Source organism: Nocardioides sp. ChNu-99 (assembly GCF_029493445.1).
GTDB lineage: Bacteria > Actinomycetota > Actinomycetes > Propionibacteriales > Nocardioidaceae > Nocardioides.
This window is the reverse complement of record NZ_JAHWBL010000002.1, coordinates 1-22776: the sequence shown is the minus strand read 5'-3', so window position 1 is coordinate 22776 and position 22776 is coordinate 1. Positions and strand designations below refer to the sequence as shown.

The following is a 22776-nucleotide window of genomic DNA, read 5'->3' as shown; positions in this document are numbered from 1 at the left end:
TGGCCCCCGTCACGCTTTGGGTCGCAACGGAGGTTCGGCAACTTGTGGTCACGCTCGCGCCTCACGCTCGCGGGGCAGTTCCTGCTGCTCCAGCTGAGCGTGCTGCTCGTCGTGCTGACCGTGGCGGGCTTCGTCACGGTGCAGCAGGCGGACTCGGCGTTCCGCGACGACCGCGGCAGCCGGCTGCGCTCAGCGGCGGAGAACCTGGCCAACACCGGGGCCGTGCGCAGCGGCCTGCAGGAGCGGTACCCGCCCGAGGAGGCGCTGGCGTCGTACGCCGGTGACGTGCGCGACCGCCTCGGGGCCGACGCGGTCTACCTCCTCGACGCCGGGGGTCGGCAGGTGGTGGGCCCGAATCCGACGGAGGAGGGCGAGCAGGTCGACGTCGGCGACGGCTCGATCCTCGAGGGGCGGGTGTGGACCGGGGACGTCCGCGAGCGCGGCCGGCCCTCGCTCGCCGCCCTCGTGCCGGTCCTCTCCGACACGGGCGACCAGGTGGGCATCGTGATGGTCGCCGAGCGGTACCCGGGCTGGCAGGCCCGCCTGGAACGGTCCGCGCCCGACCTCGCCGTCTTCCTCGGCCTCGGGTTCGCCCTCGGCGCGGTCGGCTCCTTCGGCCTCTCCCGGCTCATCAAGCGCCGCACCCGCGGGCTCGAGCCCGCCGAGATCGGGGCGCTGGCCGACCAGCGCGAGGCGCTGCTGCACTCCATCCGCGAGGGCCTCGTGGCCGTCGCCGACGACGGGCGCATCACCGTCGTCAACGACACCGCCCGTGAGCTGCTGGAGCTCGACCCGGCCGTCGGCCCCGGGACGGCGCTGCTCGACGCCGCGCTGCCGCCCGAGGTCGTCGCGGTGCTCGCCGCGGCCGGCGACGTCGAGGAGATCCGCGACGCCCTGCTCGTCGTCGGCGGGCGGGTGCTGGTGGTGAACCGCACGCGGGTGCGCGGCGGGGGCGTGACCGGCGGGGTCGTGGTGACGCTGCGCGACCACACCGAGCTGCTCGCCCTGCGCAGCGAGGTGCGCGCCCGCGAGTCGGTGACCGAGACCCTGCGCGCCCAGACCCACGAGTTCGCCAACCGGCTCCACACCATCTCCGGGCTGCTCCAGCTGGGCGAGCACGACGAGGCGGCGGCCGCCATCGGCACCATCGTGCGGCGCCAGGCCGCGATCAGCGACCGCGTGCGGGCCCGGGTCGAGGACCCGCAGGTCGCGGCGCTGCTCGTGGCCAAGTCCACCGTCGCCGCCGAGCGCGGCCTGGCCGTCGAGCTCGTGGGGGAGGAGACGCTGCCGCGCCTCGACGCCGACCTCGCGGCCGACGTCGGCACCGTCCTGGGCAACCTCGTCGACAACGCCGTCGACGCGGTCGCCGGGCAGGTGGCGGGGCAGGCCGGGCAGGCCGGGGACGCCGGGGTCCGCGTGCGGCTCTGGTACGACGGCGCCGCCGCGTGGGTCGAGGTCGCCGACTCCGGTCCCGGCGTCGACGCGGCCGAGCGGGAGCTGGTCTTCGAGCGCGGCTGGTCGTCCAAGGAGCCGGTCGCCGGGGGCCGGGGCATCGGACTGGCGCTCGTGCGCCAGGTCTGCCAACGTCGGGGCGGCGAGGTACGGGTCGGCACGGGGTCGCCCGGCGCCGTGTTCACGGCGGTGCTGCCGGGAGGTCGGGCATGAGCGGGGCGGGTGACGAGCTGCGGGTGCTCGTGGTCGACGACGACTTCATGGTCGCCTCCATCCACACGCGCTTCGTCGAGCAGATCCCCGGGTTCGTGCCCGTCGGCGTGGCCGCCACCGGCACGGCCGCGCTGGCGGAGGTCCAGCGCCTGGCCCCCGACCTCGTGCTCCTCGACGTGCACCTGCCCGACCTGTCCGGCATCGAGGTGCTGCGGCGCCTGCGCGGGCGGGGCGACGACACGGGCGTCATCATCGTGACGGCGGCCCGCGAGGTCGACACGGTGCGGGCGGCGGCGGCCGCCGGCGCCGCGCACTACCTGGTCAAGCCGTTCGAGCGGGACGACCTCGTCGCCCGTCTCGAGCACTTCCGCCGCAGCCACCAGGCGCTGGCCGCGATCGGGGCGGACGACGGCGAGACCGGCCCGCGGCCCGAGGCGCGCACGACCCAGCACGCGATCGACGCGGTCTTCGCCCCCGTCGGCGCCGCCCGCCGCCAGCTGCCCAAGGGGCTGTCGCCGGAGACCGCGGCCGCGGTGGCGGCCGAGCTGACCGGCGACGTCGAGCTCCCCGCGGCCGAGGTGGCCGACCGGGTGGGGGTGTCGCGGGTCAGCGCGCGGCGCTACCTCGAGCACTTCGTCGAGACGGGCGAGCTGACCGCCCGTCTGCAGTACGGCGGCGCGGGCCGCCCGCAGCGGCTCTACCGCCGCACCGCGGGCTGAGCCCCGAGCACGACCGTGGGGTCCGTCCCGCGCGGTTCGGTCACCGCGCGCACGGCCACGGCGAGCAGGATGAGCACGCCGCCGACGACCCCGACGGGCCCGAGGCGCTCGTCGGCCACCAGCGCCGCGAGCAGGGCGGCGCTCACCGGCTCCAGCAGGGTGGCGACGGTCGCCGTGCCGCTGCTCGTCGTGCGCAGCCCGGCGTAGAGCAGCCCGTAGGCCAGCGCCATCGTCGCGACGCCCAGCCACACCAGCCACGTCAGCGAGACGGGGTCGGTCGTCGCCACCGGCAGGCCCCGCGCGGCCTCGACGGCCGCCCACGGGAGGAGCAGCAGGGCGCCGACCGTCGTCGCCAGCGTCGTGAGCGCCAGGGGAGGGGCCTCCTGGCTGACCGTGCGCCCCACGAGCGTCGTCGCGGCGTAGCCCACCGCGGCGGCGACGGCGAGCCCGACCCCCAGCAGCGGCGACGGGCCCGCGGCGGCGTCGCTGCCGCCGTACGTGACGAGGGCGAGGCCGGCCAGAGCCGCCACGAGGGCGACGAGCTCGCCGGGGCGCGGCGCCCGGCGCTCGCGCAGGCACTCGACGACCGTGACGAGCGGCGGGGCCAGGCCGAGCGCGACCACCGTCGCGACCCCGATGCCGGCGGTGAGGACGGCGGCGAAGTAGAGCCCCTGGTACGCCGCGGTCGCCGCGCCGAGCAGCGCCGTGCGGACCGGGTGGCGACGGGCCAGCGCGGCCACGGCGGGTCCCTGGCGCAGCGCCAGCACGACGACGACGAGCACGAGCGCCGCCAGGCCCATCCGCCACGCGCTGACGGTGCCGGACGCCATGCCCTCGCGCTCGTGCAGCTCGTGGACGGCCAGGCCGCCCGTGCCCCACAGCACCCCCGCCGCGCACACCTGGGCCAGGCCGCGGCGGGCGGGTCCGGCGGCGGGTGCGGTGGTCACGGGCGGTCCTCGGGGTCGGGCGGGTGGTCCTCGGCGCGCCGAGCCTAGGGCTCGTCGGCCGTTGTGGTCGGGCCCCCTCCTCCCTACCCTGCTCCCATGAGCGTCTCGGGCCCCGCGTCCCCCCTCTCGTCCCGGCGCCGGTGGCGCAGCCCGCTGCGTCCGCGGGGCACCGTCGCGGTCACCGGCCTCGTCGTCGCCGCCCTGCTCGTGGCCCCGGGGGTGGGGTACGCCGACGCGACCGCGCCGTCCGCGGCCGCGGCGCCGCACGCGGTCACCGCCGAGACGGACCCGCCGGCCTCCGAGCCGACCGAGCCCACGACGCCGACCGAGCCGGCCGAGCCCGCAGCGCCGAGCCAGCCCGCCCAGCCTGCCCAGCCCGACGCGGGGGCGACCGAGCCCGACGCCGGCGCGGCGGAGCCCGACGCCCCCGCCGACCCCGCCGCCGCGGCGCCCGCCCGGGTCACGGTGAGCGCCCCGGCCGGGTTCAAGGGCGACCAGGTGGACGTCACCATCGCCGTCGCCGACGCCGACGGCGCGCCCCTGGCCGGTGCCCGCGTGCGCGTGGAGCGCTTCACCTACGGCAAGTTCGCGCCCGTCGCGACGCTCACGACGGGCGCCGACGGCACGACGACGGCGACGGTGGTCGTGGCGGCGTACTCCCGCGACAACGTCGTGCGCGCCCTCTTCGACAGCGACGGCGAGCACGCGGGGGCCATCGGCGAGGGCCGCATCACGCTGCGCCAGCGCCGGGCGGTCGTCGAGCTCGCCGCGCCCACGAGCGTGCGCGACGAGCACCCCCTGACGCTCTGGTACGCGGTGCGCGACGAGGCCCGCAACCCGGTCACCGGCACGGTCGAGGTGCACGCCAACGACGGGTCGGGTTACGAGGTCGTCGCGGCGCGCGCCCCGCTGGCGTCGAACGGCGGCGGCAAGGTCGTGTTCAAGCCCCGCAGGGGCACGAAGTACCGCGTCGTGTTCCGCCCGCAGGAGTGGATCGCCCAGGGCATCAGCCCGGAGCGCTGGGTGAACGTCGCGCCGTACGCCCCGCCCGTCGTGCTGCCCAGCGGCGCGCCCCGCCCGACGGTCTACGTGCCGCCGGCCCCCCGCGCCACCATCCCCGGCCCGGCGCCCGAGGTGCTGACGATCCCGAACCACATCTGGGCGGACATGGTCGGGCGCTCGTGGCGCCCCGGCTGCCCCGTGGGCCGCGCCGACCTGCGGCTGGTGCGCGTCAACTACCTCGGCTTCGACGGCTTCCGCTACCGCGGCGAGGTCGTCGTGCACCGCTCGATCGCGACGCGCACGGCGCGGATGCTGAGCGCCCTGCACGACGGCGGCATCCCGATCCGCTCGATGGTGCGCCCCGACGGGTTCGGCTACAGCTCGCGGCTGCGGGGGGCCGACGACTACAAGTCGATGGCCGCCGACAACACCTCGGCGTTCAACTGCCGCGGCGTCGTGGGCAACCCGAGCCGCCGCTCGCCGCACTCGACGGGCCGCTCCATCGACATCAACCCGTGGGAGAACCCGTACCGCTCGGCCCAGGGCGCGGTGCCGAACACGTGGTGGCTCAGCCGGTCGCACCCGACCGTCGCGTGGCGCAGCCGCTCGCACCGGGTCGTGCAGATCCTCGCGAACCACGGCTTCCGCTGGACCTACGGCCTGGGCGACCTGCACCACTTCGACGGCTGAGCGCCGGGTGCCACCAGCACGGGCCGCGACCGTGTGCGTCTTCTGCGCCATCGTGGCGCGGGAGGCGGACGCCGACGTCGTGCACGCCGACGACGACCTGGTCGCCTTCCTCGACCAGCGCCCGGTGTTCCACGGCCACGTGCTGCTGGTGCCGCGCGTCCACGTCGTGACGCTCGACGAGCTGCCGGCCGCGCTGCGCGACCCGTTCCTCGCGACCGCCCAGCGGCTGTGCCGCGCCGTGGTCGACGGCCTCGGCGCCCAGGGGTCGTTCGTGGCGGTCAACAACGTCGTCAGCCAGTCGGTGCCGCACCTGCACCTGCACGTCGTGCCCCGCACCAAGGGCGACGGGCTGCGGGGCTTCTTCTGGCCCCGGCAGAAGTACGGCGCGGGCGAGCGCGCCGCCGCCGCCGGCCGCATCCGGGACGCCCTGGCCGCGCCGGGCGATGGCCTAGGGTGACGCGCATGGGTCGATTCGACGGACGGGTGGCAGTCATCACGGGCGCGGCGCGGGGCATCGGCTTCGGCACCGCCCAGCGGTTCGCGAGCGAGGGCGCGTCGGTCGCGATCCTCGACCTCGACGAGGGGGCCGCCGCCGACGCGGCCGGCCGCGTCGAGCTCGCCGACGGGGCGCGAGCGGTGGGCATCGGTGCCGACGTGTCCGACGCGGCCTCGGTGGACGCGGCCGTCGACCGGGTCGTCAGCGAGCTCGGCGGTCTGCACGTCCTGGTGAACAACGCGGGCGTGACGCGCGACAATCTGCTGTTCAAGATGACCGAGGTCGACTGGGACCTCGTCATGGGCGTGCACCTCAAGGGCGCCTTCCTCATGACCAAGGCGGCGCAGAAGCACTTCACGGAGCAGCGCTACGGCAAGGTCGTGTGCCTCTCCAGCACCTCCGCGCTCGGCAACCGGGGCCAGGCGAACTACTCGGCCGCGAAGATGGGCATCCAGGGCTTCGTCCGCACGCTCGGCATCGAGCTCGGCCCCTTCGGCATCAACGTCAACGCGGTGGCCCCCGGCTTCATCGCCACCGAGATGACGGACGCCACCGCGGCCCGGATGAAGATGAGCGTCGAGGACTTCCGCGCCGGCGTGGCCGAGCGCAACCCCGTCAAGCGCATCGGCCTGCCCGAGGACATCGCGGCCGCGGTCACGTTCCTGGCGAGCGACGAGGCGTCGTACATCACCGGCCAGACCCTCTACGTCGACGGCGGCGCCACGCTCCTCTGAGCGCCGGCGACCGCCCCGGTCCCCCCTCTCCTGCAGGCACCTCGGACGCCCCACTGGTCTCGACCAGTGGGGCGTCCTGCGTCATCCGTGCGCGTGGCGCCGTGCCGTCCCGGCCCCCGCGGCCCAGACTGGCGCGCGCCGGCGGCTGCGCCGGGCACGACGGGACGACGAGGAGCGGGGCAGTGACGGGTACGGCGCGGGCACGGGCCCGGCGGACGATCGGCGGGGTCGGTGCGCTCGCGCTCGCCCTGGCTGTGGCGGCCTGCTCCGGCGACGCGGGCGACGTCGCCGCGCAGGGGGACGACCCCGCACCCGCGGCGGCCCCCGAGCCGCCGCCGACGTGGCCCTTCACCGGTCTGCCCGCGGACCCGTCGGCGACCACGGGGCCCGCCTTCGTGGTGAAGATCGACAACACGGCGGCCTCGGCGCCCCAGCGGGGGCTCGGCAGCGCCGACCTCGTGGTGGAGGAGCTCGTCGAGGGCGGTACGACGCGGCTCGCCGCCTTCTTCCACACCGAGCTGCCGGACGAGGTCGGGCCGGTGCGGTCGATGCGGGCCAGCGACATCGGCATCGTGCCCACCGACGACACGACCGTCGTCACCAGCGGGGCGGCGCAGCGCACCATCACACGGCTGCGCGACGCCGGGGTCGGCTTCGTCGAGGAGGAGGGCGCGCCCGCGGGGTTCTCCCGCAGCGACGCGCGCCGCATCCCCTACAACCTCTTCGCCGACCTGACCGAGGTCGTCGGCACCCCCTCCGACGGTGAGCGTCCCGACGACTACCTCGCGTGGGGCGACGGCGCCGCGTGGGCCGGGGGCGCGCCCGCCACGGAGGTCGACGTCCGGTTCTCGGGGTCGCACACGACGAGCTGGGAGCTCGACGGGGACGCCTACGCCGTGGTCGACGGCAACGCCGGCGAGGGCGACGACTTCCGGGCCGACACCGTGGTCGCCCTCGAGGTCGACGTCGTCGACGCCGGCTACCTCGACCCCGCGGGCAACCCCGTCCCGGAGTCGGTGCTCGAGGGCACCGGCACGGCGACGGTGTTCCACGCGGGTCGTGCCGTCGAGGCCACGTGGTCGAAGGCCAGCGCGGCCGCACCGCTGCGGCTGCTCGGCGCCGACGGCGCCGAGCTGGCCGTCCCGGCGGGCCACACGTGGATCGAGCTGGTCCCGGCCACCGAGGGGTCGGTCACCTACGACTGAGCGGCGCCAGCGTCAGTCGGCCGCGGGCGGGGCGCCGTCCGGGTCGGCCTCCCCCTCGAGGGCCTCGGGCTCGTCGAGCTGCTCGGTCGTGGGGAGTGCGACGCCCCCGTCGCGCATGAGCTGCATCCCGCTGAGGATGTAGCCGACGACGACCTCGACGCGGCGGCTGGCCGCACCCGGGTCGTCCGAGTCGGCGACGAACTCGCCGGCGGCGGACAGCGCGCCGAAGAACACGCTGCTGAACGACGAGAGCAGGAGGTCGTCGAGCGGGGCGCCCGGGTCGGCGAGCACGTCGGCCACCATGTCGTGCACGAGCGCGAAGCTCGTGCGCTCCTGCTGCTCGCGGATCCGCTCGTAGCCCAGGACGGCGGGCCCCTCCTGCACGACCACCCGCCGGTACGCCGGCTGCTGCACCACGTCGACGAAGGCGCGCAGCCCGGCCAGCGCCTTGTCCCACGGGTCGCGCGCCTGGCCCATCGAGCGCTGGATCGCCTTGACCGCCTCGCCCTCGACGCGCTCGAAGACGGCCTCGAAGAGCGCTCGCTTGCCGTGGAAGTGGTGGTAGAGCGCGCCCTTCGTCACCTCGGCGCCCGCGACGATCGCGTCGAGGGAGGCTCCGGCGTACCCCTCCTCGGCGAAGAGGCGCTCGGCCACGTCGACCAGTGCTCGCTTCGTCGACGCCGAGTACTGCGCCCGCCGGTTGGTGCCGGGGACGGACGGCAGCCCGGGCAGGCGGCGCTTGGACGAGGGGGGCTTGCTCATGGCGCCGCCCAGCATAGGTGGGGCGGCGCGCGGCTCCGGGAGGGTGAGCGCCGCCACGTGCGCGACGTCACCGTCACGGTGCCTTCGGTGCGGGGTACCTGCTGGGCATACTCGCAGTACGTACCGCTGGTATGTGAATGCCCGACCGAAGGAGACGACCATGACGTGGAACTCGTACCACCGCCGCGGTGAGGTGCTCGCGGCCGTGGCCGCGACCGCGGACGCCCGGCGTGACGGCCTGCTGCCCACCGACGTCGCCGGGGTCGCCGAGACCTTCCGCGACGACCTCGACCTGCTCGGCGCGCTGCAGCTGCGCTGGCACACCCGGCTGGCCGGGCGCATCGACCGCGAGCTCTCCGGACAGCCGCTCGACCTCGAGGCCGCCGTCGTGGCCGCGTGGGTCGCGACGGCGCGCGACCTCGCCGGCGTGCGGATGGTGCTCGACCGGGCGACGACCGAGGGCGCCGGCGAGGAGGCCGACCGCATGCTCGGCATCGCCGTGACGAAGGAGCGCCTGGTGCTGGCCGCGATGGCGGGCCGCTCGAGCTTCGACGACGCCGCGTCGGCCGCGGTCGGCGCCGCGATCGAGGACCGCGCCCGGGCCACGCTCGCCGCCGAGGCGGCGGCGACCCCCCGGGTCGGCGCCCACGCCGCCGGGCCCCGCCCGACCCTGCTCGACCGGCTGCGGGCGGCACTCGCCGCGTGAGGCGTCCCCGCGACGCCGCCGCGACCGCCGTACCCCCCAGGTGCGGCGGTCGCGTGCATGATGGACGCATGATCGAGGCCCGTCCCGGGATGCTCCTGGTCGCCTCGCCGGAGCTGCAGGACCCGAACTTCGCGGAGGCAGTGGTGCTGCTGCTCGACAGCGACGAGGACGGTGCGCTGGGCGTCGTGCTCAACCACCCCTCGCCCGTGCTCGTCGCCGACGTGCTCGACCAGTGGCGCGACGTCGTCTCCGACCCCGACGTCGTCTTCCGCGGCGGACCCGTCAGCCCCGACGGCGCGCTCGGCCTCGCCCGCCCGGCGGACCCCGCAGCGCCGCCCGTCGGCTACCGCGAGGTGATCGGCGGCATGGGCATGGGAGTGGTCGACCTCGACACGCCGGTCGAGCTGCTCGAGGGCGGCCTCGCCGCCCTGCGCATCTTCGTCGGGTACGCCGGGTGGGGCCCGGGCCAGCTGGACGCCGAGGTCGCGGAGGGCAGCTGGTACGTCGTGCCCGGCGTCCCCGCCGACGCCTTCGCCGACGACCCCGACGACCTGCGCCGCGACGTGCTGCGGCGCCAGCCGGGCGAGCTCGCCTGGGCCGTGAACCGGCCCGTCGACCCCACCCTGAACTGACCCCCTCGGCCGCTCCGTCGAGTCGGTCGGAACGCCCGGGGGACCGTAGGATCGACCCCGTGAGCACTCGCATCGGATTCTCCGGCCCGGGCACGAGCGGTGGCACCAGCGTGGTGGAGGACCGTCGTACGGTCCCGGTCGACGACGGTGACCACGAGCGGTTCAGCCACTACGTGCCGAAGGACAAGCTCACCGAGGCGATGGTGCTCGGCACCCCCGTGATCGCCCTGTGCGGCAAGGTCTGGGTGCCCAGCCGCGCCCCCGAGAAGTTCCCGGTCTGCCCGGAGTGCAAGGAGGTCTGGGACTCCATGCAGGACGGCTCGGGCAAGGGCGGCGGCTCGGGCGACGAGGCGTGAGCGGGGGAGCACCCGGCAGCCCGCAGGAGCCCAGCACCGTCGACCTGTCGCCGGCCTGGCCGGAGCGTGCGGCGTGGGGCACGGCCCCGTCGCTGCGTGCGTGGCAGGTGGCCGCGATGCGGCAGTACCTCGAGGACTCCCCGAAGGACTTCCTGACGGTCGCGACCCCGGGCGCCGGCAAGACCACCTTCGCCCTGTCGGTCGCGAAGGAGCTGCTGGAGCGGCGCGTCGTCGACCGCATCACGATCGTCGCGCCCACCGAGCACCTCAAGGTGCAGTGGGCCGCGGCGGCCGCGAAGGTCGGCATCCCCGTGGACCCGGCGTACGCCGCGGGCCAGGGCCGCACCTCGAAGGAGTACGTCGGGATCGCCGTCACCTACGCCGGCGTCGCGGTGAACCCGCTCGCGATGCGCATCCGCACCGAGCGGTTCCGCACGCTGGTGATCCTCGACGAGATCCACCACGCCGGTGACGCGCTGTCGTGGGGCGAGGGCGTCCGCGAGGCGTTCCAGCCGGCCCAGCGCCGCCTGGCCCTGACGGGCACGCCCTTCCGCTCCGACATCAACCCCATCCCGTTCGTCACCTACGCGCCGGGCCCCGACGGGGTCCCGCGCTCGGTGGCCGACTACACCTACGGCTACGAGCACGCGTTGGCCGACCACGTCGTGCGCCCGGTGCTCTTCCTCGCCTACTCGGGCGAGATGCAGTGGCGCACCCGCGCGGGCGACGAGGTCGCCGCCCGCCTCGGCGAGCCGTTGACGAAGGACATGACGGCGCACGCCCTGCGCACCGCCCTCGACCCCGCCGGGTCGTGGATGCCGTCGGTGCTCGCGGCCGCCGACAAGCGGCTCTCGGAGGTACGCCGGCACGTGCCCGACGCGGGCGGCCTCGTCATCGCCACCGACCAGACCTCGGCCCGGGCCTACGCCAAGCTGCTGCGCGCCATCACGGGCGAGGCGGCCACGGTCGTGCTGAGCGACGAGAAGGCGTCGTCGAAGAAGATCTCGGAGTTCGCCGCCGCGGAGAGCCGCTGGATGGTCGCGGTCCGCATGGTGTCGGAGGGCGTCGACGTGCCGCGCCTGGCGGTCGGGGTCTACGCCACCACCACGTCCACGCCGCTGTTCTTCGCGCAGGCCGTCGGCCGGTTCGTGCGCGCCCGCAAGCGGGGGGAGACCGCGTCGGTCTTCCTGCCGTCGGTGCCGCGCCTGCTCGAGTTCGCCTCCGAGCTCGAGGTGCAGCGCGACCACGTGCTGGGCCGCACGGTGAAGGACGAGGACGACATCTTCGCCGCCGAGGACGACCTGCTGGCGCAGGCCAACGCGAGCGAGTCCGCGATGGCCGAGGAGGGCCAGCTGCCGTTCGAGGCGCTCGGCTCGGAGGCCGTCTTCGACCGGGTGCTCTACGACGGCGGCGAGTTCGGCCATGCGGGCGAGGTGAGTGTCGGCTCGGAGGAGGAGATGGACTTCCTCGGCATCCCGGGCCTCCTCGACGCCGACCAGGTGCGCGACCTCCTGCAGTCGCGACAGTCGGAGCGCGCCCGCAAGCAGAAGGCCGCGGCCGACGCCGGGCCACCTGCACCGGCCCGCGCGGCCGACACCGCCGACGAGCTGACCGCCCACGAGCAGCTGGCGGTCCTGCGTCGCGAGCTCAACGGCCTGGTGGCGGCGTGGAACCACCGCACGGGCCAGCCGCACGGCGTGACCCACGCGGCGCTGCGCCGCGACTGCGGCGGACCGCCGGCAGCCGTCGCCACCGCGGAGCAGTTGCGTGCGCGCATCGACCGCATCCGCGACTGGGCGGTGCGGCGCACGTCCTGAGCGAGGACCGGCCGGCGGCTCAGCCCCCGGCCGTGGGCAGCAGCCGTGCGCCCGGGCCCGGCTCGATGCTCGTCTCGCGGGGGTCGGTGAGCACGTGACCGGCCGAGCAGACCGGAGCAACGTCCACCGAGGCTCCGCAGTCGCGGTGGCGGAACTCCAGCGGCGGCCCCTCGGGGTCGGCCAGGTGGCGGTCGCCCCAGCGGGTCAGGGCGACGAGTGCGGGCTGGAGGTCGAGGCCCTTCTCGGTCAGCCGGTACTCGTGGCGCTCGCGCGCCCCCGGCTCGCGGTAGGGCGCGCGGTGCAGGAGGCCGGCGTCGACGAGGGTCGCCAGGCGGGTGGTGAGCACCTGGCGGGGGATGCCGGTGTGACGACGGATGTCGTCGAAGCGGCGCACGCCGATGAACACCTCGCGCAGCACGACGAGGGTCCAGCGGTCGCCGAGCACCTGCACCGCCCGCACGAGCGAGCAGTTGTCGGTGGCGTGGTCGAGCACGGAGGGGCGGGACACCCCGCCACCCTAGGTCTCGTTGACAGACTCAGCAACGCCCTGCTTGGCTGCGTCCATGACCCAGACCCAGCCCGCCCCGATGGACGGCCTCGCCCAGCTCCGCGCCATGGTCGCCGGCGTGCTCCCCACGGCGCCCATCGCGACCACCCTCGGCATGAGCGCCTTCGACGTGCCCGAGCGCGGCCGGGTGCGGGTCGAGCTGGTGCCCGACCTGACCCGGCACGGCAACCCGCTCGGCACGGTGCACGGCGGCGTGCACTCGACGCTCCTCGACACGGTGTGCGGCTGTGCGGTGCACTCGACCCTCGCGCCGGGGGAGCGCTACACCTCCCTCGACCTCACCGTGAAGTTCCTGCGCCCGGCCACCGACGCCTCCGGCGTGCTGCGGGCCGAGGGCACCATGGTGCAGCGGGGCCGGCGCACCGCCCTGGCCGAGGGGCGCCTCACCGACGCCGACGGTCGCCTCGTGGCGTTCGCGACCTCGACCTGCATGATCTTCCCCGCGGACGACGGCGCCGCCGGCTGAGGGAACCGCCCGGGGCCGGGCCGCGTCCTAGGGTGGACCGCAGCCCGACCGACCCAGGAGCTGATCTCGGATGGTCCTCGACCGCACGCGCCTGCGCACCCCGCTGGCCGGACTCGCCCTCGTCGCGACCCTCGCGCTCGCGGCCTGCGGCGACGGCGACACCGGCGACGACGCGGCCCGCGACCGCACCACGCCCAGCACCTCCGGTGCGACCCCCTCGGCAGGAGACGACATGAGCGCGACCCCCGGCGGCACGACGTACGACGAGGTGGTCACCGCCGCGGTGGCCGACCTGGCCGAGCGCGAGGGCGTCGACCCGGCCGAGGTCACCGTCGTCTCCGACGACGCCGTCGAGTGGCGCAGCGGCGCGCTGGGCTGCCCCAGCGCGGGCGGGATGTACACCCAGGCCGTCGTGCCCGGCCGGCGCGTCGTGCTGGCCGTGGAGGGCCGGGACTTCGCCTACCACGGCCCGGCCGAGGGTGCCGTCTCCTACTGCGCGAGCCCCGAGGCGCCCGCGGCCCGGTAGGCGCGAGCGCGCGCCGACGCCCGCCCGCGGCACGGGTGCGCGACGATGACGGCGTGCCCACCTACGTCGCGTTCCTGCGGGCCATCAACCTGGGCCCGCGCCGCCGGTATCCCATGGTCGAGCTGCGCGCGGCGCTGCAGGCCGCGGGCTTCGCCGACCCCACGACGTAGATCCACACGGGCAACGTGCTCCTGCGCACCCCGATGCGCAGCGTGGCACGCCTGACCGAGCGGCTCGAGGAGGCCCTGAGCGCCGAGCGCGGCTTCCCGATCGAGGTCGCCGTGCTGACCCCCGCGGAGGTCCGCACGGCGGCCGCGGAGGGCGAGGCGATGCTCGCGGCCGCCATCGCCGCGGCGGCGACGAGCGGCGCCGCGCCGCCCGCGGGTCAGTACGTCACCCTCCTGCGCGACACCCCCGCGCCGGAGGCGGCGGCCGCGTTCGAGGCCCTGTCGGGGGACGACGCCCGAGCGCGGGTCAGCGGGCGGGCGGTGCACCTGACGCTGTCCGGGGGGTACGTCGCGACCAGCCTCGACAACGCCCGCGCCGAGCGCGTGCTCGGCGTGACGGGCACCAGCCGCAACCTGACCGTCGTACGACGGGTGGCCGCGGACTGGTGCTGAGCCACCGGCGCCGGGGTGGGTCGGGGCCGTCTGCGACGATCGGGGCATGGCTGTCAGCGACCTCGTGCTCGGGTGCATGTACTTCGGGACGAAGACCGACGAGCGCACCTCGATGGCGCTGCTCGACCGCTTCGTCGAGGCGGGCGGGACCACGCTCGACACCGCCGACTGCTACGCCTTCTGGGCCTCCGAGACCGGCGCGGGCGGGCAGAGCGAGGCGCTGCTGGGGGAGTGGCTGCGCCGCAACCCCGGGGTCCGCGACGAGGTCGTGCTGGCCACCAAGGTCGGCCCCGAGCCGGTCGTGCCGGGTGACCCCTCCCGCGTCGTCGGCCTGGCCCCCGACGTCGTGCGCCGCTCGATCGTCGCCAGCCGCGAGCGCCTCGGCGTCGACGTGGTCGACCTCTACTGGGCGCACCTGGAGGACCGCAGCGTGCCGCTCGAGGACGTCGTCGCGACCTTCGGCGAGCTCGTCGCCGACGGCCAGGTGGCCCGGCTCGGCATCTCCAACCACCCCACGTGGCGGGTGGAGCGGGCCAACGCGCTGGCCGCGGTGGCGGGCACGGAGCCGTTCACGGCCCTGCAGCTGACGACGTCCTACGTGCGCCCGCGCCCCGACACCGAGGTGCCCGGCAAGGACCACCGCTTCGGCTTCGTCACCGACGAGACCGTCGACCACGTCACCGAGAACCCGGGCCTCGACCTGTGGATCTACAGCCCGCTCGTGCAGGGCAGCTACGACCGGGCCGACCGGCCCTTCCCCGAGCCCTACGACCACCCCGGCACGACGCGTCGCCTCGCCGTGCTGCACGAGGTGGCGGGCGAGCTCGGGGCGCGGCCCGGCCAGGTGGTCCTCGCCTGGCTGCTCGGCGGTCGGCCCGCGATGCGCCCGATCGTCGGCGTGTCCTCGCCCGAGCAGCTGGACGAGGCGCTCGCCGCGGCCGCACTCGAGCTCGACCCCGACCAGCGCGCGCGTCTCGACGCCGCTCGCTGAGGGGTCCCGCGGGGGCCGGGTGCCGCCGTACGCTCGGGACATGTCCCTCCTCCTCGCCACCCCGCTGGCCCGCGTGCGGCGGGTCGTGCGCGCCCTCACCGGCGACCCGACGAGCCCGCTCGCGGGCCGCACCGTGCTGGTCACCGGCGCCTCCTCGGGCGTCGGCGAGGCCACGGCGCGGGCGGTCGCCGCGCGCGGCGCGACAGTGCTGCTGGTGGCGCGGCGCGCGGCGGAGCTCGACCGGGTGCGGGACGCCGTCGAGGCGGCGGGGGGCACGGCGTACACGTTCGTCGTGGACCTCACCGACGGCCCCGCTGTCGACGCGCTGGTACGGCGGGTGGTCGCCGAGTTCGGGCCCGTCGACCACCTCGTCAACAACGCGGGGCGCTCGATCCGCCGCTCGCTCGACCTCACCTACGACCGGTTCCACGACTTCGAGCGCACGATGGCGGTGAACTACTTCGGTCCGCTGCGCCTGACGATGGGCCTGCTGCCGGCGATGCGCGCGCAGAAGTTCGGCCACGTGGTCAACGTCGTGACGTGGGGCGTGCAGGTGAAGAGCCCCAAGTTCGCGGCCTACATCGCCTCGAAGTCCGCCCTCGACGTCTTCGGGCGCATCGCGGGGCGCGAGACCTACCGCGACAACGTGACCTTCACGAACCTGCGGCTCTCCCTCGTGCGCACCGACATGGTGGCGCCGACCGAGGCGTACTCCCGCGTGCCCGCGCTGACGCCGGAGCAGGCGGCCCTCAAGGTCGTGCGGGCGCTCGAGGAGCGGCCGATCACCGTCGACGTGCTCCCCGCCCGCCTCGCCGAGATCGCGAATGTCGTCGCGCCGCGGCTCACCGACCTCGTGTTCTCGCTGGCCGACCGGGCCTTCCCCGACTCCGTCGCCGCGCGCGGCACCGGTGACGCGGAGCGCCTGCGCTCCCGCGACGGCTCGCTGGGCTGAACCGGGGCCGGCACGACGGGGGGAGCGGGTCAGCTGGCCTTGCGCTCGGCGGCCTTCTTGGTGGTGGTCTTCTTCGCCGCCGTCTTCTTCGTGGCGGACTTCGCGGTGGTCTTCCCGGCGGCCGCCTTCTTGGCCGGCGCCTTCGCGGCGGTCCCGCTCGTCGCCGTCTTCCGCGGCGTGCGCTTCCGGGCGGGCTTCTCGTCGGCCTCGTCGGACGTGTCCGCTGCCTCGTCCTCCGCCTCGTCGTCCGCCGCGTCCTCGGCCTGGTCCGGCACGTCCTCGCCGCGGGCCTTCTTCGCGGCCTGCACGGAGCGCTGGAGCGCGGCGAGCAGGTCGACCACCTCGCCGGAGCTCTTCGTGGAGGTCTCGGTGCGCGTGACCTCGCCGCCCTCGACCTTGGCCTTGACGACGGCCTCGACCGCCTCGGCGTAGTCGTCGGTGAACTCGTCGGCGTCGAAGTCGCCGGCCAGGGTCTCGACGAGCATCTGCGCCATCTTGACCTCGGTGTCCTTCACCTCGCCGACCTCGACGGAGAAGTCGGGGGTGCGCACCTCGTCGGGCCACATCATCGTCTGCAGCACGATCACGTCGTCGCGCACGCGGAGCACCGCGATGGTGGTGCGGTTGCGGATCGCCACGGTCACGACCGCCATCCGGTCGGCGGCCAGCAGCGCCTCGCGCAGCAGCGCGTAGGGCTTCGCGCCGCTCTTCTCGGGCTCGAGGTAGTAGGACTTCTCGAACAGCAGCGGGTCGATCTGCTCGCTCGGCACGAACTTCTCGACGGCGATCTCCCGCGACGAGCTCGACGGCAGCGACGCCAGGTCGTCCTCGTCGAGCACGACCATCTCGCCGTCCTCGGTCTCGTAGCCCTTCGCGATGTCGGCGTAGGGCACCTCCTCGCCGTCGAGCGAGCAGACGCGCTGGTAGCGGATGCGTCCGCCGTCCTTCGCGTGCACCTGGCGGAACGAGACGTCGTGGGACTCGGTCGCGGCGTAGAGCTTGACCGGCACGCTCACCAGGCCGAACGAGACCGCACCCTTCCAGATCGCGCGCATCGCCCACTCCTCTCCGTCGCCACCGGGCCACCAGCTCCGACCCCGACGGGGCCCCGGACTCATCGGGGGCGGGGAAGACCGTCGGGCGACCCGGTCAGTATCGCCCCCACCGGTACCCGGGACCAGGGCAGGATGACCGCGTGACGACCGACCTGCGCCCGATGCTCGCGACCCGGGGCGACGCCGTGCCCGCCGCCGCGGGGTGGGTCCACGAGGTCAAGTGGGACGGGATGCGCGTGCTCGCCCACGTGCGCGACGGCGCGCTGCGCCTCGAGAGCCGCAACGGCAACACCGTGACGGCCGCCTACCCGGAGCTCGCCGGGCTCGTCGACGCGGTCGGCGGGCGCGACGCCGTGATCGACGCGGAGGTGGTCGCCTTCGCCGACGGCCGGCCCAGCTTCGCCGCGCTGGCCGACCGGATGCACGTGCGCGACACCCGCCGGGCCGCCCGCCTCGCGGCCGCGCAGCCGGTCACCCTCGTCGCCTTCGACCTGCTCGAGGTGGGCGGCCGGTCGCTGCTGCGCCGCCCGCTGGCCGAGCGCCGGGAGCGCCTCGAGGCGCTGGTCGCCGTCGACGACCGCTGGCAGGTGCCCCCGACGTACGACGACGGCGCCATGCTGCTCGCCGCCACGGACCAGCAGGGCCTGGAGGGCATCGTCAGCAAGCGCGCCGAGTCGCCGTACCAGCCCGGCGCGCGCAGCCGTGACTGGCTGAAGTTCCCCCACCGGCGCCGCGAGTCCTACGTCGTGGGCGGCTGGCGCCCGGAGACCGGCTCGACGTCGCGCCTCGGCGCCCTCCTCGTGGGCACGCCGACCGCGGCCGGCCTGCTCTACCGCGGACGCGTCGGCTCGGGGATCGCGGGCAAGGCGGGCCCCGTGCTGCGCGACCTGCTGGCCCCGCTGGAGCGCGGCACCAGCCCGTTCGCCGACGAGGTGCCGCGCGTCGACGCGACGGGGACGCACTGGGTGGAGCCCGTCGTGGTCGTCGACGTCGAGGCGCTGGGCCTGGGCGGCGCTCCCGACGAGTCCGGTGCGCGGCTGCGCCAGCCGTCGTACCGTGGGGTCCGATCCGATCTCGAGGCGGAGGACCTGTGAGCACACCCCCCACCACCCCCGGCCCCACGCCGTACACGGCCACGCGACGCGCGGCCCTGGGCACGGTCGGCGCCCTCGCCGTCACCGGCCTGGTGCGTCCCACGGCGGCGCGGGCGGCGAGCACCGTGCGCCTCGACGGCATCGACGTGGCGCTGCGCAGCGGTACGCGCGCCGTCGTCACCGTCAACCGCACGAGCGGCTACCGCGCCCGGGTCGCGTTCTGGCAGCTGCGCAGCGGCCGCTGGGACGTGCAGTTCCTGACCACGGACGGCCGGATCGGGTACGGCGGGCTCGTCGCCCCCACGCGCCGCCGGCAGGGCAGCGGCACGACACCGCTGGGCACCCACGGGCTGATCTCGTCGTTCGGCAGGTGGAACCACCAGACGGCGTGGCGGATGCCGTACCGCAAGATCATGCCGGGCGACTTCTGGGTGCAGGACAACGCGTCGGGCCACTACAACCGCTACCGGCACCAGGACCAGGGCGGGTTCCGGTGGTGGCTGACGGGGGCCGACTCCTCGGAGCGGCTGACGGACTACGGCGCGCAGTACGAGATGAGCGTCGTCACCGACTACAACTACCGCGAGCAGGTCCGCTACCGCGGCGCCGGGATCTTCCTGCACGTCAACGGCTCGGGCGCGACCGCGGGGTGCGTCAGCGTGCCGCGGCACGTGATGGAGGCGCTGATGCTCCACCTCGAGCCCGCGCAGGTGCCGCTCATCGCGATCGGCCACTGAGGGTGCCGGCTGCGGCGGGGACGGAGGTCCGGGTCGAGGTCGAGGGCCGTGTGCTGCGCCTGACCAACCTGCAGAAGGTGCTGTACCCGGTCACCGGCACCACCAAGGGCGAGGTGCTCGACTACTACGCCCGCATCGCGCCGGTGCTGCTGCCGCAGCTGCGCGACCGGGCGGTGACGCGCGTGCGCTGGCCCCACGGGGTCGGGGGCCAGAGCTTCTTCGAGAAGAACGCGCCGTCCGGCACCCCGCCGTGGGTCCGGACGGCCGAGGTGTCGACGACCGGCTCGCGTCGCGCCCGCAGCAGCGGCGGCGAGCCGGAGGACGGCACGATCCGCTTCCCCGTCGTCGACGACCTCGCGACCCTCACCTGGCTGGTCAACCTGGCCGCGCTCGAGCTGCACGTGCACCAGTGGCGCGTCGGGCGCTCGGGTCGCTCCCGGCGCCCCGACCGGCTCGTCATCGACCTCGACCCCGGCGATCCGGCCGGGCTGCACGAGTGCTGCGTCGTGGCGCTGATGGTGCGCGAGCGCCTGGCGGAGCGCGGGATGGCGACGACCCCGGTGCTCAGCGGCAGCAAGGGCCTGCACCTGTACGCCGACCTCGACGCCCTGCCGCGCGCCGAGGCGCCGGCGGACCCGGACGCCTCGACCGCGCTGGCCCGCGAGGTGGCGGAGGACCTGCAGCGCTCCCACGGCTCGCTGGTCACGGCGACGATGACGAAGCAGCGCCGGGGGGGCAAGGTCTTCCTCGACTGGTCGCAGAACGCGGGCTCGAAGACGACCGTCGCGCCGTACTCCCTGCGGGGACGCGACCGCCCGTTCGCAGCGGCCCCGCTGACGTGGGACGAGGTCGAGGACGGCGCCGACGACCCGCTCGCGCTGGAGCAGATGACCTTCGACGTCGTCCTCGACCGGGTCGCCGCCCACGGCGACCTGTACGGCGTCAGCCGATGAGGTCGCGCAGCTCCGCGATCGTGGCGGCGGGGTCGGCGGAGACCGGGGTGACGTTGATGTCGGTGACGCCGGCCTCCTCGAACGCGGCGAGGCGCTCCTTCACGTAGGAGGCGGGGCCGACGAGGTTGGCGGCCTCGAGCCACTCGGTGGGGACGAGCGCCTCGGCCTCCTTCTTCTTGCCCGAGAGGTAGAGGTCCTGGATCTCCTCGGCCTCCTGCTCGTAGCCGTAGGCCTTCGCGACGTCGTTGTAGAAGTTCCTGCCCTTGGCGCCCATGCCGCCGACGTAGAGCGCGAAGAGCGGCCGCGCGAGGTCGAGCAGCGCGCGGGTGTCCTCGCCCTCGCCGATGGCGAGCATGCCGCCCGCCATGACCTGCAGGGTGCCGAGCTCGTCGGGTCGCTTGGCCGCGCCGGCCGCGAGGGCGTCGCCCCACACGCCGGCGGCCTTCTCCGGGTGGAACAGGTGGGGGATCCAGCCGTCGGCGTACTCGGCCGTGTGCTCGACGTTCTTCGGGCCCAGCGCGGCGATCCAGATGGGGATCGAGGAGCGCTCCGGCTTCGTGAGCAGCTTGAGCGGCTTGCCGAGACCGGTGACCGCCCCCTGCTCCTTGGTGAGCGGGAGGTTGATGAGGCCCTCGTGCTGCAGCGGCTCGCGGCGCAGGCCCTGGCGGATGATCTCGACGACCTCGCGGGTGCGGGCCAGCGGCTTCTCGTAGGGCAGGCCGTGGAAGCCCTCGATGACCTGCGGCCCGGAGGCACCGAGACCGAGGATCGCGCGACCGCCGCTGACGTTGTCGAGGCCCGCGGCCGTCTGCAGGAGGGCGCCGGGGGTGCGGGAGAAGATGTTGAGGATCGCGGCGCCGATCTTGACCGTCTCGGTCTTCGCGGCCAGGTAGCCCATGAGGGTGGGGGAGTCGAACCCGTACGCCTCGGCCACCCACACGGAGTCGAGACCGGCCTTCTCCCAGGCGCTGACCTGGTCGGCGGCGGAGCGGGGGTTGCCGTCGTACATGAGCATGGACGCGATGCGAAGGGTCATGGCGGCCACGATGACAGCACGACTGTCACCGTGACAACCGCCCCGTGCGGTGCGTCACGTCGCGGCGCTCAGAACCCGCCGCCACCGCCGTCGAAGCCCCCGCCGTCGAAGCCCCCGCCCCCGAAGCCGCCGCCGTCGTCGGAGCCGCCCATGTCCCAGCCCCCGCCGGCGCCGTCGGCCCCGCCGTACGTGTCGAAGGCGGAGGCGTCGCTCGCCATCATGCTGAGGACGAGCACGGGGAAGAGACCGTTCATGGCGGCCACCCCGTAGTAGCCGTCGGCGTACGGGCGGTAGGCGGCGCCGCCGTCGTACCAGGGCACCATGCGGCTGCCGTCGCGGACCATGCGGGTGTCGGGCTCGGCGCCTGCGGCGAGCCGCTCGGCGTCGTCACGGCAGACGGGTACGTCGCGCGCGACGCCGCCGGGCGGCGCCCACTCGACCTCCTCGCTCGACGGGCCGTGCGCGGCGTTGAAGAAGCAGGGGGCGAGGCGCTGGGGGAGCGGGTCCCCGGCCTGCCGGGCGAGGACGCAGGCCATGGCGTAACGGCCGTCCTCCAACGAGCGGGTGACGGCCTTGACGTCCTCGGGGCGGGCGACGTCGCGGAGCAGGTCCTTCGCGGCCTCGTAGGAGTCGAGCGCGCGCTGGTAGTCCTGGCGCATCGCGACGTCGAGGTCGGTGGTGAGCGTCTCGACGTGCAGGTCCTGCAGCTCCTCGCCGAAGCGCGTCACGTCCTCGTCGGCGACGCGGGTGACGGCCTCGAGCGCGGCCACCCGCTCCCGCTCGCGCCTCGCGCGCGCCCGCTGGGCGGCGGCCACCGCGACAGCGGCGACCGCGGCGAGGAGCAGGACGACGACGACCGCGGTCATGCCGTCGAGCCTACGAGCGGCCCGGTCGTCGCGCCGGCCGCCCGGCTTTGGTGGTTGAGGTGGCCGCCCGGGCACTCGGTGGTTGAGGTGGCCGCCCGGGCACTCGGTGGTTGAGGTGGCCGCCCGGGCACTCGGTGGTTGAGGTGGCCGCGCTAGCGGCCCTCGAAACCCCGCCCCGCGGATTCGGTGGTTGAGCCGGCCCCGCGGCTTCGGTGGTTGAGGTGGCCGCGCTAGCGGCCCTCGAAACCACGCACCTCGTCCTCGCCCGGGAGCAGGTCCACGAGGTCGAACGCCTCCGCGAGCGCCAGCGCCACCGTCTCCCAGGTGGCGATGGCCTCGTCGCCCCCCTCGTGCGGCAGGTTCCGCGACCGGGCCTCGCGTTGCTCGTGGCGCAGCCACTCGGCCTGGGCGCGCGCGTAGTGGACCAGGTCGCCCACGCGGTCGGGAGCGAGGTGGGGCGGCTCCGGCGGGACGTCGCCGCGTGCGTCGCACACGCGGGACGAGGCCACCTCGTGGGGCTCGTCCGACGGAGGCACGACCGGCGGCTCCGGGTAAGTCCCCGGCTGCCCGCCCAGGGCTTCCCGGACCTTCTGCACCTCGGACTCGACGAAGTTACGGCCCTGGAGAGCGAGCACGGCCTGTGCCTCCTCCTCGCCCAGGTCGTAGGTCTCCTGCAGCGCGACGACCGCCTCGTCCAGCGTCCGGACTGCCGAGATCAGGTCCCAGTAGCGGTGGGGTGCCGCGGTCACCGCCGCGATCGCCCTCAGCCGGCTCAGGTGTCGCTCGTCGCGTCCGTCCATCCCCGCATCCAAGCAGCGGAGCCGTCTTGGGCTGGCGCCGGGCGGACCGCCGGCCTGCGGAGATGCGCGTGGTCCGCTCCCGCCCGCACCACGTGACGTCGCGCACGTCGGGCCCGGATCGAGCCCGCCGTACCCCGTCCGGCTTGGAGCCGGGGACCTCCGTCGTCCTATGGTGGTCGGGTGAGCGCGGACGCCTGGTGCGAGCACTGTGACATGTCGTTGACCTACTGCCCCCACGGTGCGCCGAAGCCGCCGCCGGAGCCGGCGGCCGCACCTCCCGCCGCCCGGGCGCCGCGCACGACGCGCACCACCGTCCCCGCCGGAGCGGGCACCACCCGCCGTGCCGCCGCCCGCGTCCCGGGCGCCCCGGCTGCCCCGGCC

Annotated in this window: 24 protein-coding genes and 2 pseudogenes; 19 read left to right on the top strand and 7 right to left on the bottom strand. The window is 75.3% G+C overall.

The genetic code is table 11. The features are described 5' to 3' along the window. Window positions 1-42: 42 nt before the first annotated feature. On the top strand, window positions 43-1665 hold the full coding sequence (locus tag KK617_RS01025; RefSeq protein ID WP_277497532.1) for an ATP-binding protein: 1623 nt from the start codon (window positions 43-45) through the stop codon (window positions 1663-1665). After that, window positions 1662-2384 (top strand): response regulator, encoded by a 723-nt coding sequence (locus tag KK617_RS01020; protein ID WP_277497531.1) that lies wholly within the window; start codon window positions 1662-1664, stop codon window positions 2382-2384. The genes KK617_RS01025 and KK617_RS01020 overlap by 4 nt, the downstream gene beginning before the upstream one ends. On the opposite strand, the gene KK617_RS01015 is transcribed toward KK617_RS01020, so the two are convergent. Further along, window positions 2363-3331 carry a DMT family transporter gene (locus tag KK617_RS01015; RefSeq protein WP_277497530.1) on the bottom strand — a complete coding sequence of 323 codons (969 nt, stop codon included), beginning with the start codon at window positions 3329-3331 and terminating at the stop codon, window positions 2363-2365. The genes KK617_RS01020 and KK617_RS01015 overlap by 22 nt on opposite strands. A gap of 96 nt (window positions 3332-3427) precedes the next feature. On the opposite strand from KK617_RS01015, the gene KK617_RS01010 reads away from it, so the two are divergent. The 4 genes from KK617_RS01010 to KK617_RS00995 all read left to right on the top strand — a co-directional run bounded on the left by KK617_RS01010 (window position 3428) and on the right by KK617_RS00995 (window position 7458). After that, window positions 3428-5023: a M15 family metallopeptidase gene (locus KK617_RS01010; protein ID WP_277497529.1), complete on the top strand. Its 1596-nt coding sequence runs from the start codon at window positions 3428-3430 to the stop codon at window positions 5021-5023. Window positions 5024-5030: 7 nt separating this feature from the next. Next, complete coding sequence (locus KK617_RS01005) at window positions 5031-5480, top strand: HIT family protein (protein ID WP_277497528.1); 450 nt, start codon at window positions 5031-5033, stop codon at window positions 5478-5480. A gap of 5 nt (window positions 5481-5485) precedes the next feature. Further along, complete coding sequence (fabG, locus tag KK617_RS01000; RefSeq protein ID WP_277497527.1) at window positions 5486-6253, top strand: 3-oxoacyl-ACP reductase FabG; 768 nt, start codon at window positions 5486-5488, stop codon at window positions 6251-6253. 182 nt (window positions 6254-6435) lie between these two features. Then, window positions 6436-7458, top strand: a complete 1023-nt coding sequence (locus KK617_RS00995) for a DUF3048 domain-containing protein (RefSeq protein WP_277497526.1) — start codon at window positions 6436-6438, stop codon at window positions 7456-7458. 12 nt (window positions 7459-7470) lie between these two features. Here the strand turns inward: KK617_RS00995 and KK617_RS00990 are convergent, their stop codons facing one another. Continuing rightward, window positions 7471-8220 carry a TetR/AcrR family transcriptional regulator gene (locus KK617_RS00990; RefSeq protein ID WP_277497525.1) on the bottom strand — a complete coding sequence of 250 codons (750 nt, stop codon included), beginning with the start codon at window positions 8218-8220 and terminating at the stop codon, window positions 7471-7473. 160 nt (window positions 8221-8380) lie between these two features. Between KK617_RS00990 and KK617_RS00985 the strand changes: the two genes are divergently transcribed. From KK617_RS00985 to KK617_RS00970, 4 genes are all read left to right on the top strand, one after another. After that, entirely contained in the window at window positions 8381-8926 is a 546-nt protein-coding gene (locus KK617_RS00985; protein WP_277497524.1) for a hypothetical protein, read from the top strand. Window positions 8927-8994: 68 nt separating this feature from the next. After that, window positions 8995-9558, top strand: coding sequence for a YqgE/AlgH family protein (locus tag KK617_RS00980; protein WP_277497523.1), 564 nt, complete (start codon window positions 8995-8997; stop codon window positions 9556-9558). A 110-nt stretch (window positions 9559-9668) separates the two neighbouring features. Further along, the gene (locus KK617_RS00975) at window positions 9669-9914 is read left to right on the top strand and encodes a DUF3039 domain-containing protein (RefSeq protein ID WP_277497686.1); all 246 of its coding nucleotides are present in this window, start codon (window positions 9669-9671) and stop codon (window positions 9912-9914) included. A 44-nt stretch (window positions 9915-9958) separates the two neighbouring features. Then, entirely contained in the window at window positions 9959-11731 is a 1773-nt protein-coding gene (locus tag KK617_RS00970; RefSeq protein ID WP_277497685.1) for a DEAD/DEAH box helicase, read from the top strand. Window positions 11732-11750: 19 nt separating this feature from the next. On the opposite strand, the gene KK617_RS00965 is transcribed toward KK617_RS00970, so the two are convergent. Continuing rightward, window positions 11751-12239: a helix-turn-helix domain-containing protein gene (locus KK617_RS00965; protein WP_277497522.1), complete on the bottom strand. Its 489-nt coding sequence runs from the start codon at window positions 12237-12239 to the stop codon at window positions 11751-11753. A gap of 55 nt (window positions 12240-12294) precedes the next feature. Between KK617_RS00965 and KK617_RS00960 the strand changes: the two genes are divergently transcribed. The 5 genes and pseudogenes from KK617_RS00960 to KK617_RS00940 all read left to right on the top strand — a co-directional run bounded on the left by KK617_RS00960 (window position 12295) and on the right by KK617_RS00940 (window position 15854). Next, window positions 12295-12765 carry a PaaI family thioesterase gene (locus tag KK617_RS00960; protein WP_277497521.1) on the top strand — a complete coding sequence of 157 codons (471 nt, stop codon included), beginning with the start codon at window positions 12295-12297 and terminating at the stop codon, window positions 12763-12765. Between the two features lie 70 nt (window positions 12766-12835). Next, window positions 12836-13291, top strand: coding sequence for a hypothetical protein (locus KK617_RS00955; RefSeq protein ID WP_277497520.1), 456 nt, complete (start codon window positions 12836-12838; stop codon window positions 13289-13291). A gap of 35 nt (window positions 13292-13326) precedes the next feature. After that, window positions 13327-13911 (top strand): annotated as a pseudogene (locus KK617_RS00950) (DUF1697 domain-containing protein). A 46-nt stretch (window positions 13912-13957) separates the two neighbouring features. Then, the gene (locus tag KK617_RS00945; RefSeq protein ID WP_277497519.1) at window positions 13958-14902 is read left to right on the top strand and encodes an aldo/keto reductase; all 945 of its coding nucleotides are present in this window, start codon (window positions 13958-13960) and stop codon (window positions 14900-14902) included. A gap of 40 nt (window positions 14903-14942) precedes the next feature. After that, window positions 14943-15854, top strand: coding sequence for an SDR family NAD(P)-dependent oxidoreductase (locus KK617_RS00940; protein ID WP_277497518.1), 912 nt, complete (start codon window positions 14943-14945; stop codon window positions 15852-15854). 29 nt (window positions 15855-15883) lie between these two features. Here KK617_RS00940 and KK617_RS00935 read toward each other — a convergent pair whose 3' ends face one another. Continuing rightward, window positions 15884-16909, bottom strand: coding sequence for a Ku protein (locus KK617_RS00935; RefSeq protein ID WP_277497517.1), 1026 nt, complete (start codon window positions 16907-16909; stop codon window positions 15884-15886). A gap of 140 nt (window positions 16910-17049) precedes the next feature. Here KK617_RS00935 and ligD (KK617_RS00930) point away from each other — a divergent pair, with 140 nt between their 5' ends. From ligD (KK617_RS00930) to ligD (KK617_RS00920), 3 genes are read left to right on the top strand one after another with little or no spacing between them, the layout of a single operon-like run. Further along, on the top strand, window positions 17050-18003 hold the full coding sequence (gene ligD / locus KK617_RS00930) for a non-homologous end-joining DNA ligase (protein ID WP_277497516.1): 954 nt from the start codon (window positions 17050-17052) through the stop codon (window positions 18001-18003). Beyond that, window positions 18000-18740 carry a L,D-transpeptidase family protein gene (locus KK617_RS00925; protein ID WP_277497515.1) on the top strand — a complete coding sequence of 247 codons (741 nt, stop codon included), beginning with the start codon at window positions 18000-18002 and terminating at the stop codon, window positions 18738-18740. Before ligD (KK617_RS00930) ends, KK617_RS00925 begins: the two co-directional genes overlap by 4 nt. Window positions 18741-18790: 50 nt before the next feature. Beyond that, a complete protein-coding gene (gene ligD, locus KK617_RS00920) occupies window positions 18791-19693 on the top strand; it encodes a non-homologous end-joining DNA ligase (RefSeq protein ID WP_277497514.1) in 903 nt (300 codons plus the stop codon). Here the strand turns inward: ligD (KK617_RS00920) and KK617_RS00915 are convergent. The 3 genes from KK617_RS00915 to KK617_RS00905 all read right to left on the bottom strand — a co-directional run bounded on the left by KK617_RS00915 (window position 19683) and on the right by KK617_RS00905 (window position 22395). Further along, window positions 19683-20729 carry an LLM class F420-dependent oxidoreductase gene (locus tag KK617_RS00915; protein WP_277497513.1) on the bottom strand — a complete coding sequence of 349 codons (1047 nt, stop codon included), beginning with the start codon at window positions 20727-20729 and terminating at the stop codon, window positions 19683-19685. The genes ligD (KK617_RS00920) and KK617_RS00915 overlap by 11 nt on opposite strands. A gap of 68 nt (window positions 20730-20797) precedes the next feature. After that, on the bottom strand, window positions 20798-21595 hold the full coding sequence (locus KK617_RS00910; RefSeq protein WP_277497512.1) for a hypothetical protein: 798 nt from the start codon (window positions 21593-21595) through the stop codon (window positions 20798-20800). Between the two features lie 230 nt (window positions 21596-21825). Continuing rightward, window positions 21826-22395 carry a hypothetical protein gene (locus KK617_RS00905; protein WP_277497511.1) on the bottom strand — a complete coding sequence of 190 codons (570 nt, stop codon included), beginning with the start codon at window positions 22393-22395 and terminating at the stop codon, window positions 21826-21828. A gap of 180 nt (window positions 22396-22575) precedes the next feature. Between KK617_RS00905 and KK617_RS00900 the strand changes: the two are divergent. Continuing rightward, a pseudogene (locus KK617_RS00900) lies at window positions 22576-22776 on the top strand (hypothetical protein); the annotation flags it as partial.

Excerpts from the sequence above, each read along its gene's own strand:
- KK617_RS01020 (WP_277497531.1), top strand. The coding sequence starts at position 1,662 with ATGAGCGGGGCGGGTGACGAGCTGCGGGTGCTCGTGGTCGACGACGAC.
- KK617_RS01010 (WP_277497529.1), top strand. The coding sequence starts at position 3,428 with ATGAGCGTCTCGGGCCCCGCGTCCCCCCTCTCGTCCCGGCGCCGGTGG.
- fabG (WP_277497527.1), top strand. The coding sequence starts at position 5,486 with ATGGGTCGATTCGACGGACGGGTGGCAGTCATCACGGGCGCGGCGCGG.
- KK617_RS00990 (WP_277497525.1), bottom strand. The coding sequence starts at position 8,220 with ATGAGCAAGCCCCCCTCGTCCAAGCGCCGCCTGCCCGGGCTGCCGTCC.
- KK617_RS00985 (WP_277497524.1), top strand. The coding sequence starts at position 8,381 with ATGACGTGGAACTCGTACCACCGCCGCGGTGAGGTGCTCGCGGCCGTG.
- KK617_RS00980 (WP_277497523.1), top strand. The coding sequence starts at position 8,995 with ATGATCGAGGCCCGTCCCGGGATGCTCCTGGTCGCCTCGCCGGAGCTG.
- KK617_RS00960 (WP_277497521.1), top strand. The coding sequence starts at position 12,295 with ATGACCCAGACCCAGCCCGCCCCGATGGACGGCCTCGCCCAGCTCCGC.
- KK617_RS00955 (WP_277497520.1), top strand. The coding sequence starts at position 12,836 with ATGGTCCTCGACCGCACGCGCCTGCGCACCCCGCTGGCCGGACTCGCC.
- KK617_RS00945 (WP_277497519.1), top strand. The coding sequence starts at position 13,958 with ATGGCTGTCAGCGACCTCGTGCTCGGGTGCATGTACTTCGGGACGAAG.
- KK617_RS00940 (WP_277497518.1), top strand. The coding sequence starts at position 14,943 with ATGTCCCTCCTCCTCGCCACCCCGCTGGCCCGCGTGCGGCGGGTCGTG.
- KK617_RS00935 (WP_277497517.1), bottom strand. The coding sequence starts at position 16,909 with ATGCGCGCGATCTGGAAGGGTGCGGTCTCGTTCGGCCTGGTGAGCGTG.
- KK617_RS00915 (WP_277497513.1), bottom strand. The coding sequence starts at position 20,729 with ATGACCCTTCGCATCGCGTCCATGCTCATGTACGACGGCAACCCCCGC.
- KK617_RS00910 (WP_277497512.1), bottom strand. The coding sequence starts at position 21,595 with ATGACCGCGGTCGTCGTCGTCCTGCTCCTCGCCGCGGTCGCCGCTGTC.
- KK617_RS00905 (WP_277497511.1), bottom strand. The coding sequence starts at position 22,395 with ATGGACGGACGCGACGAGCGACACCTGAGCCGGCTGAGGGCGATCGCG.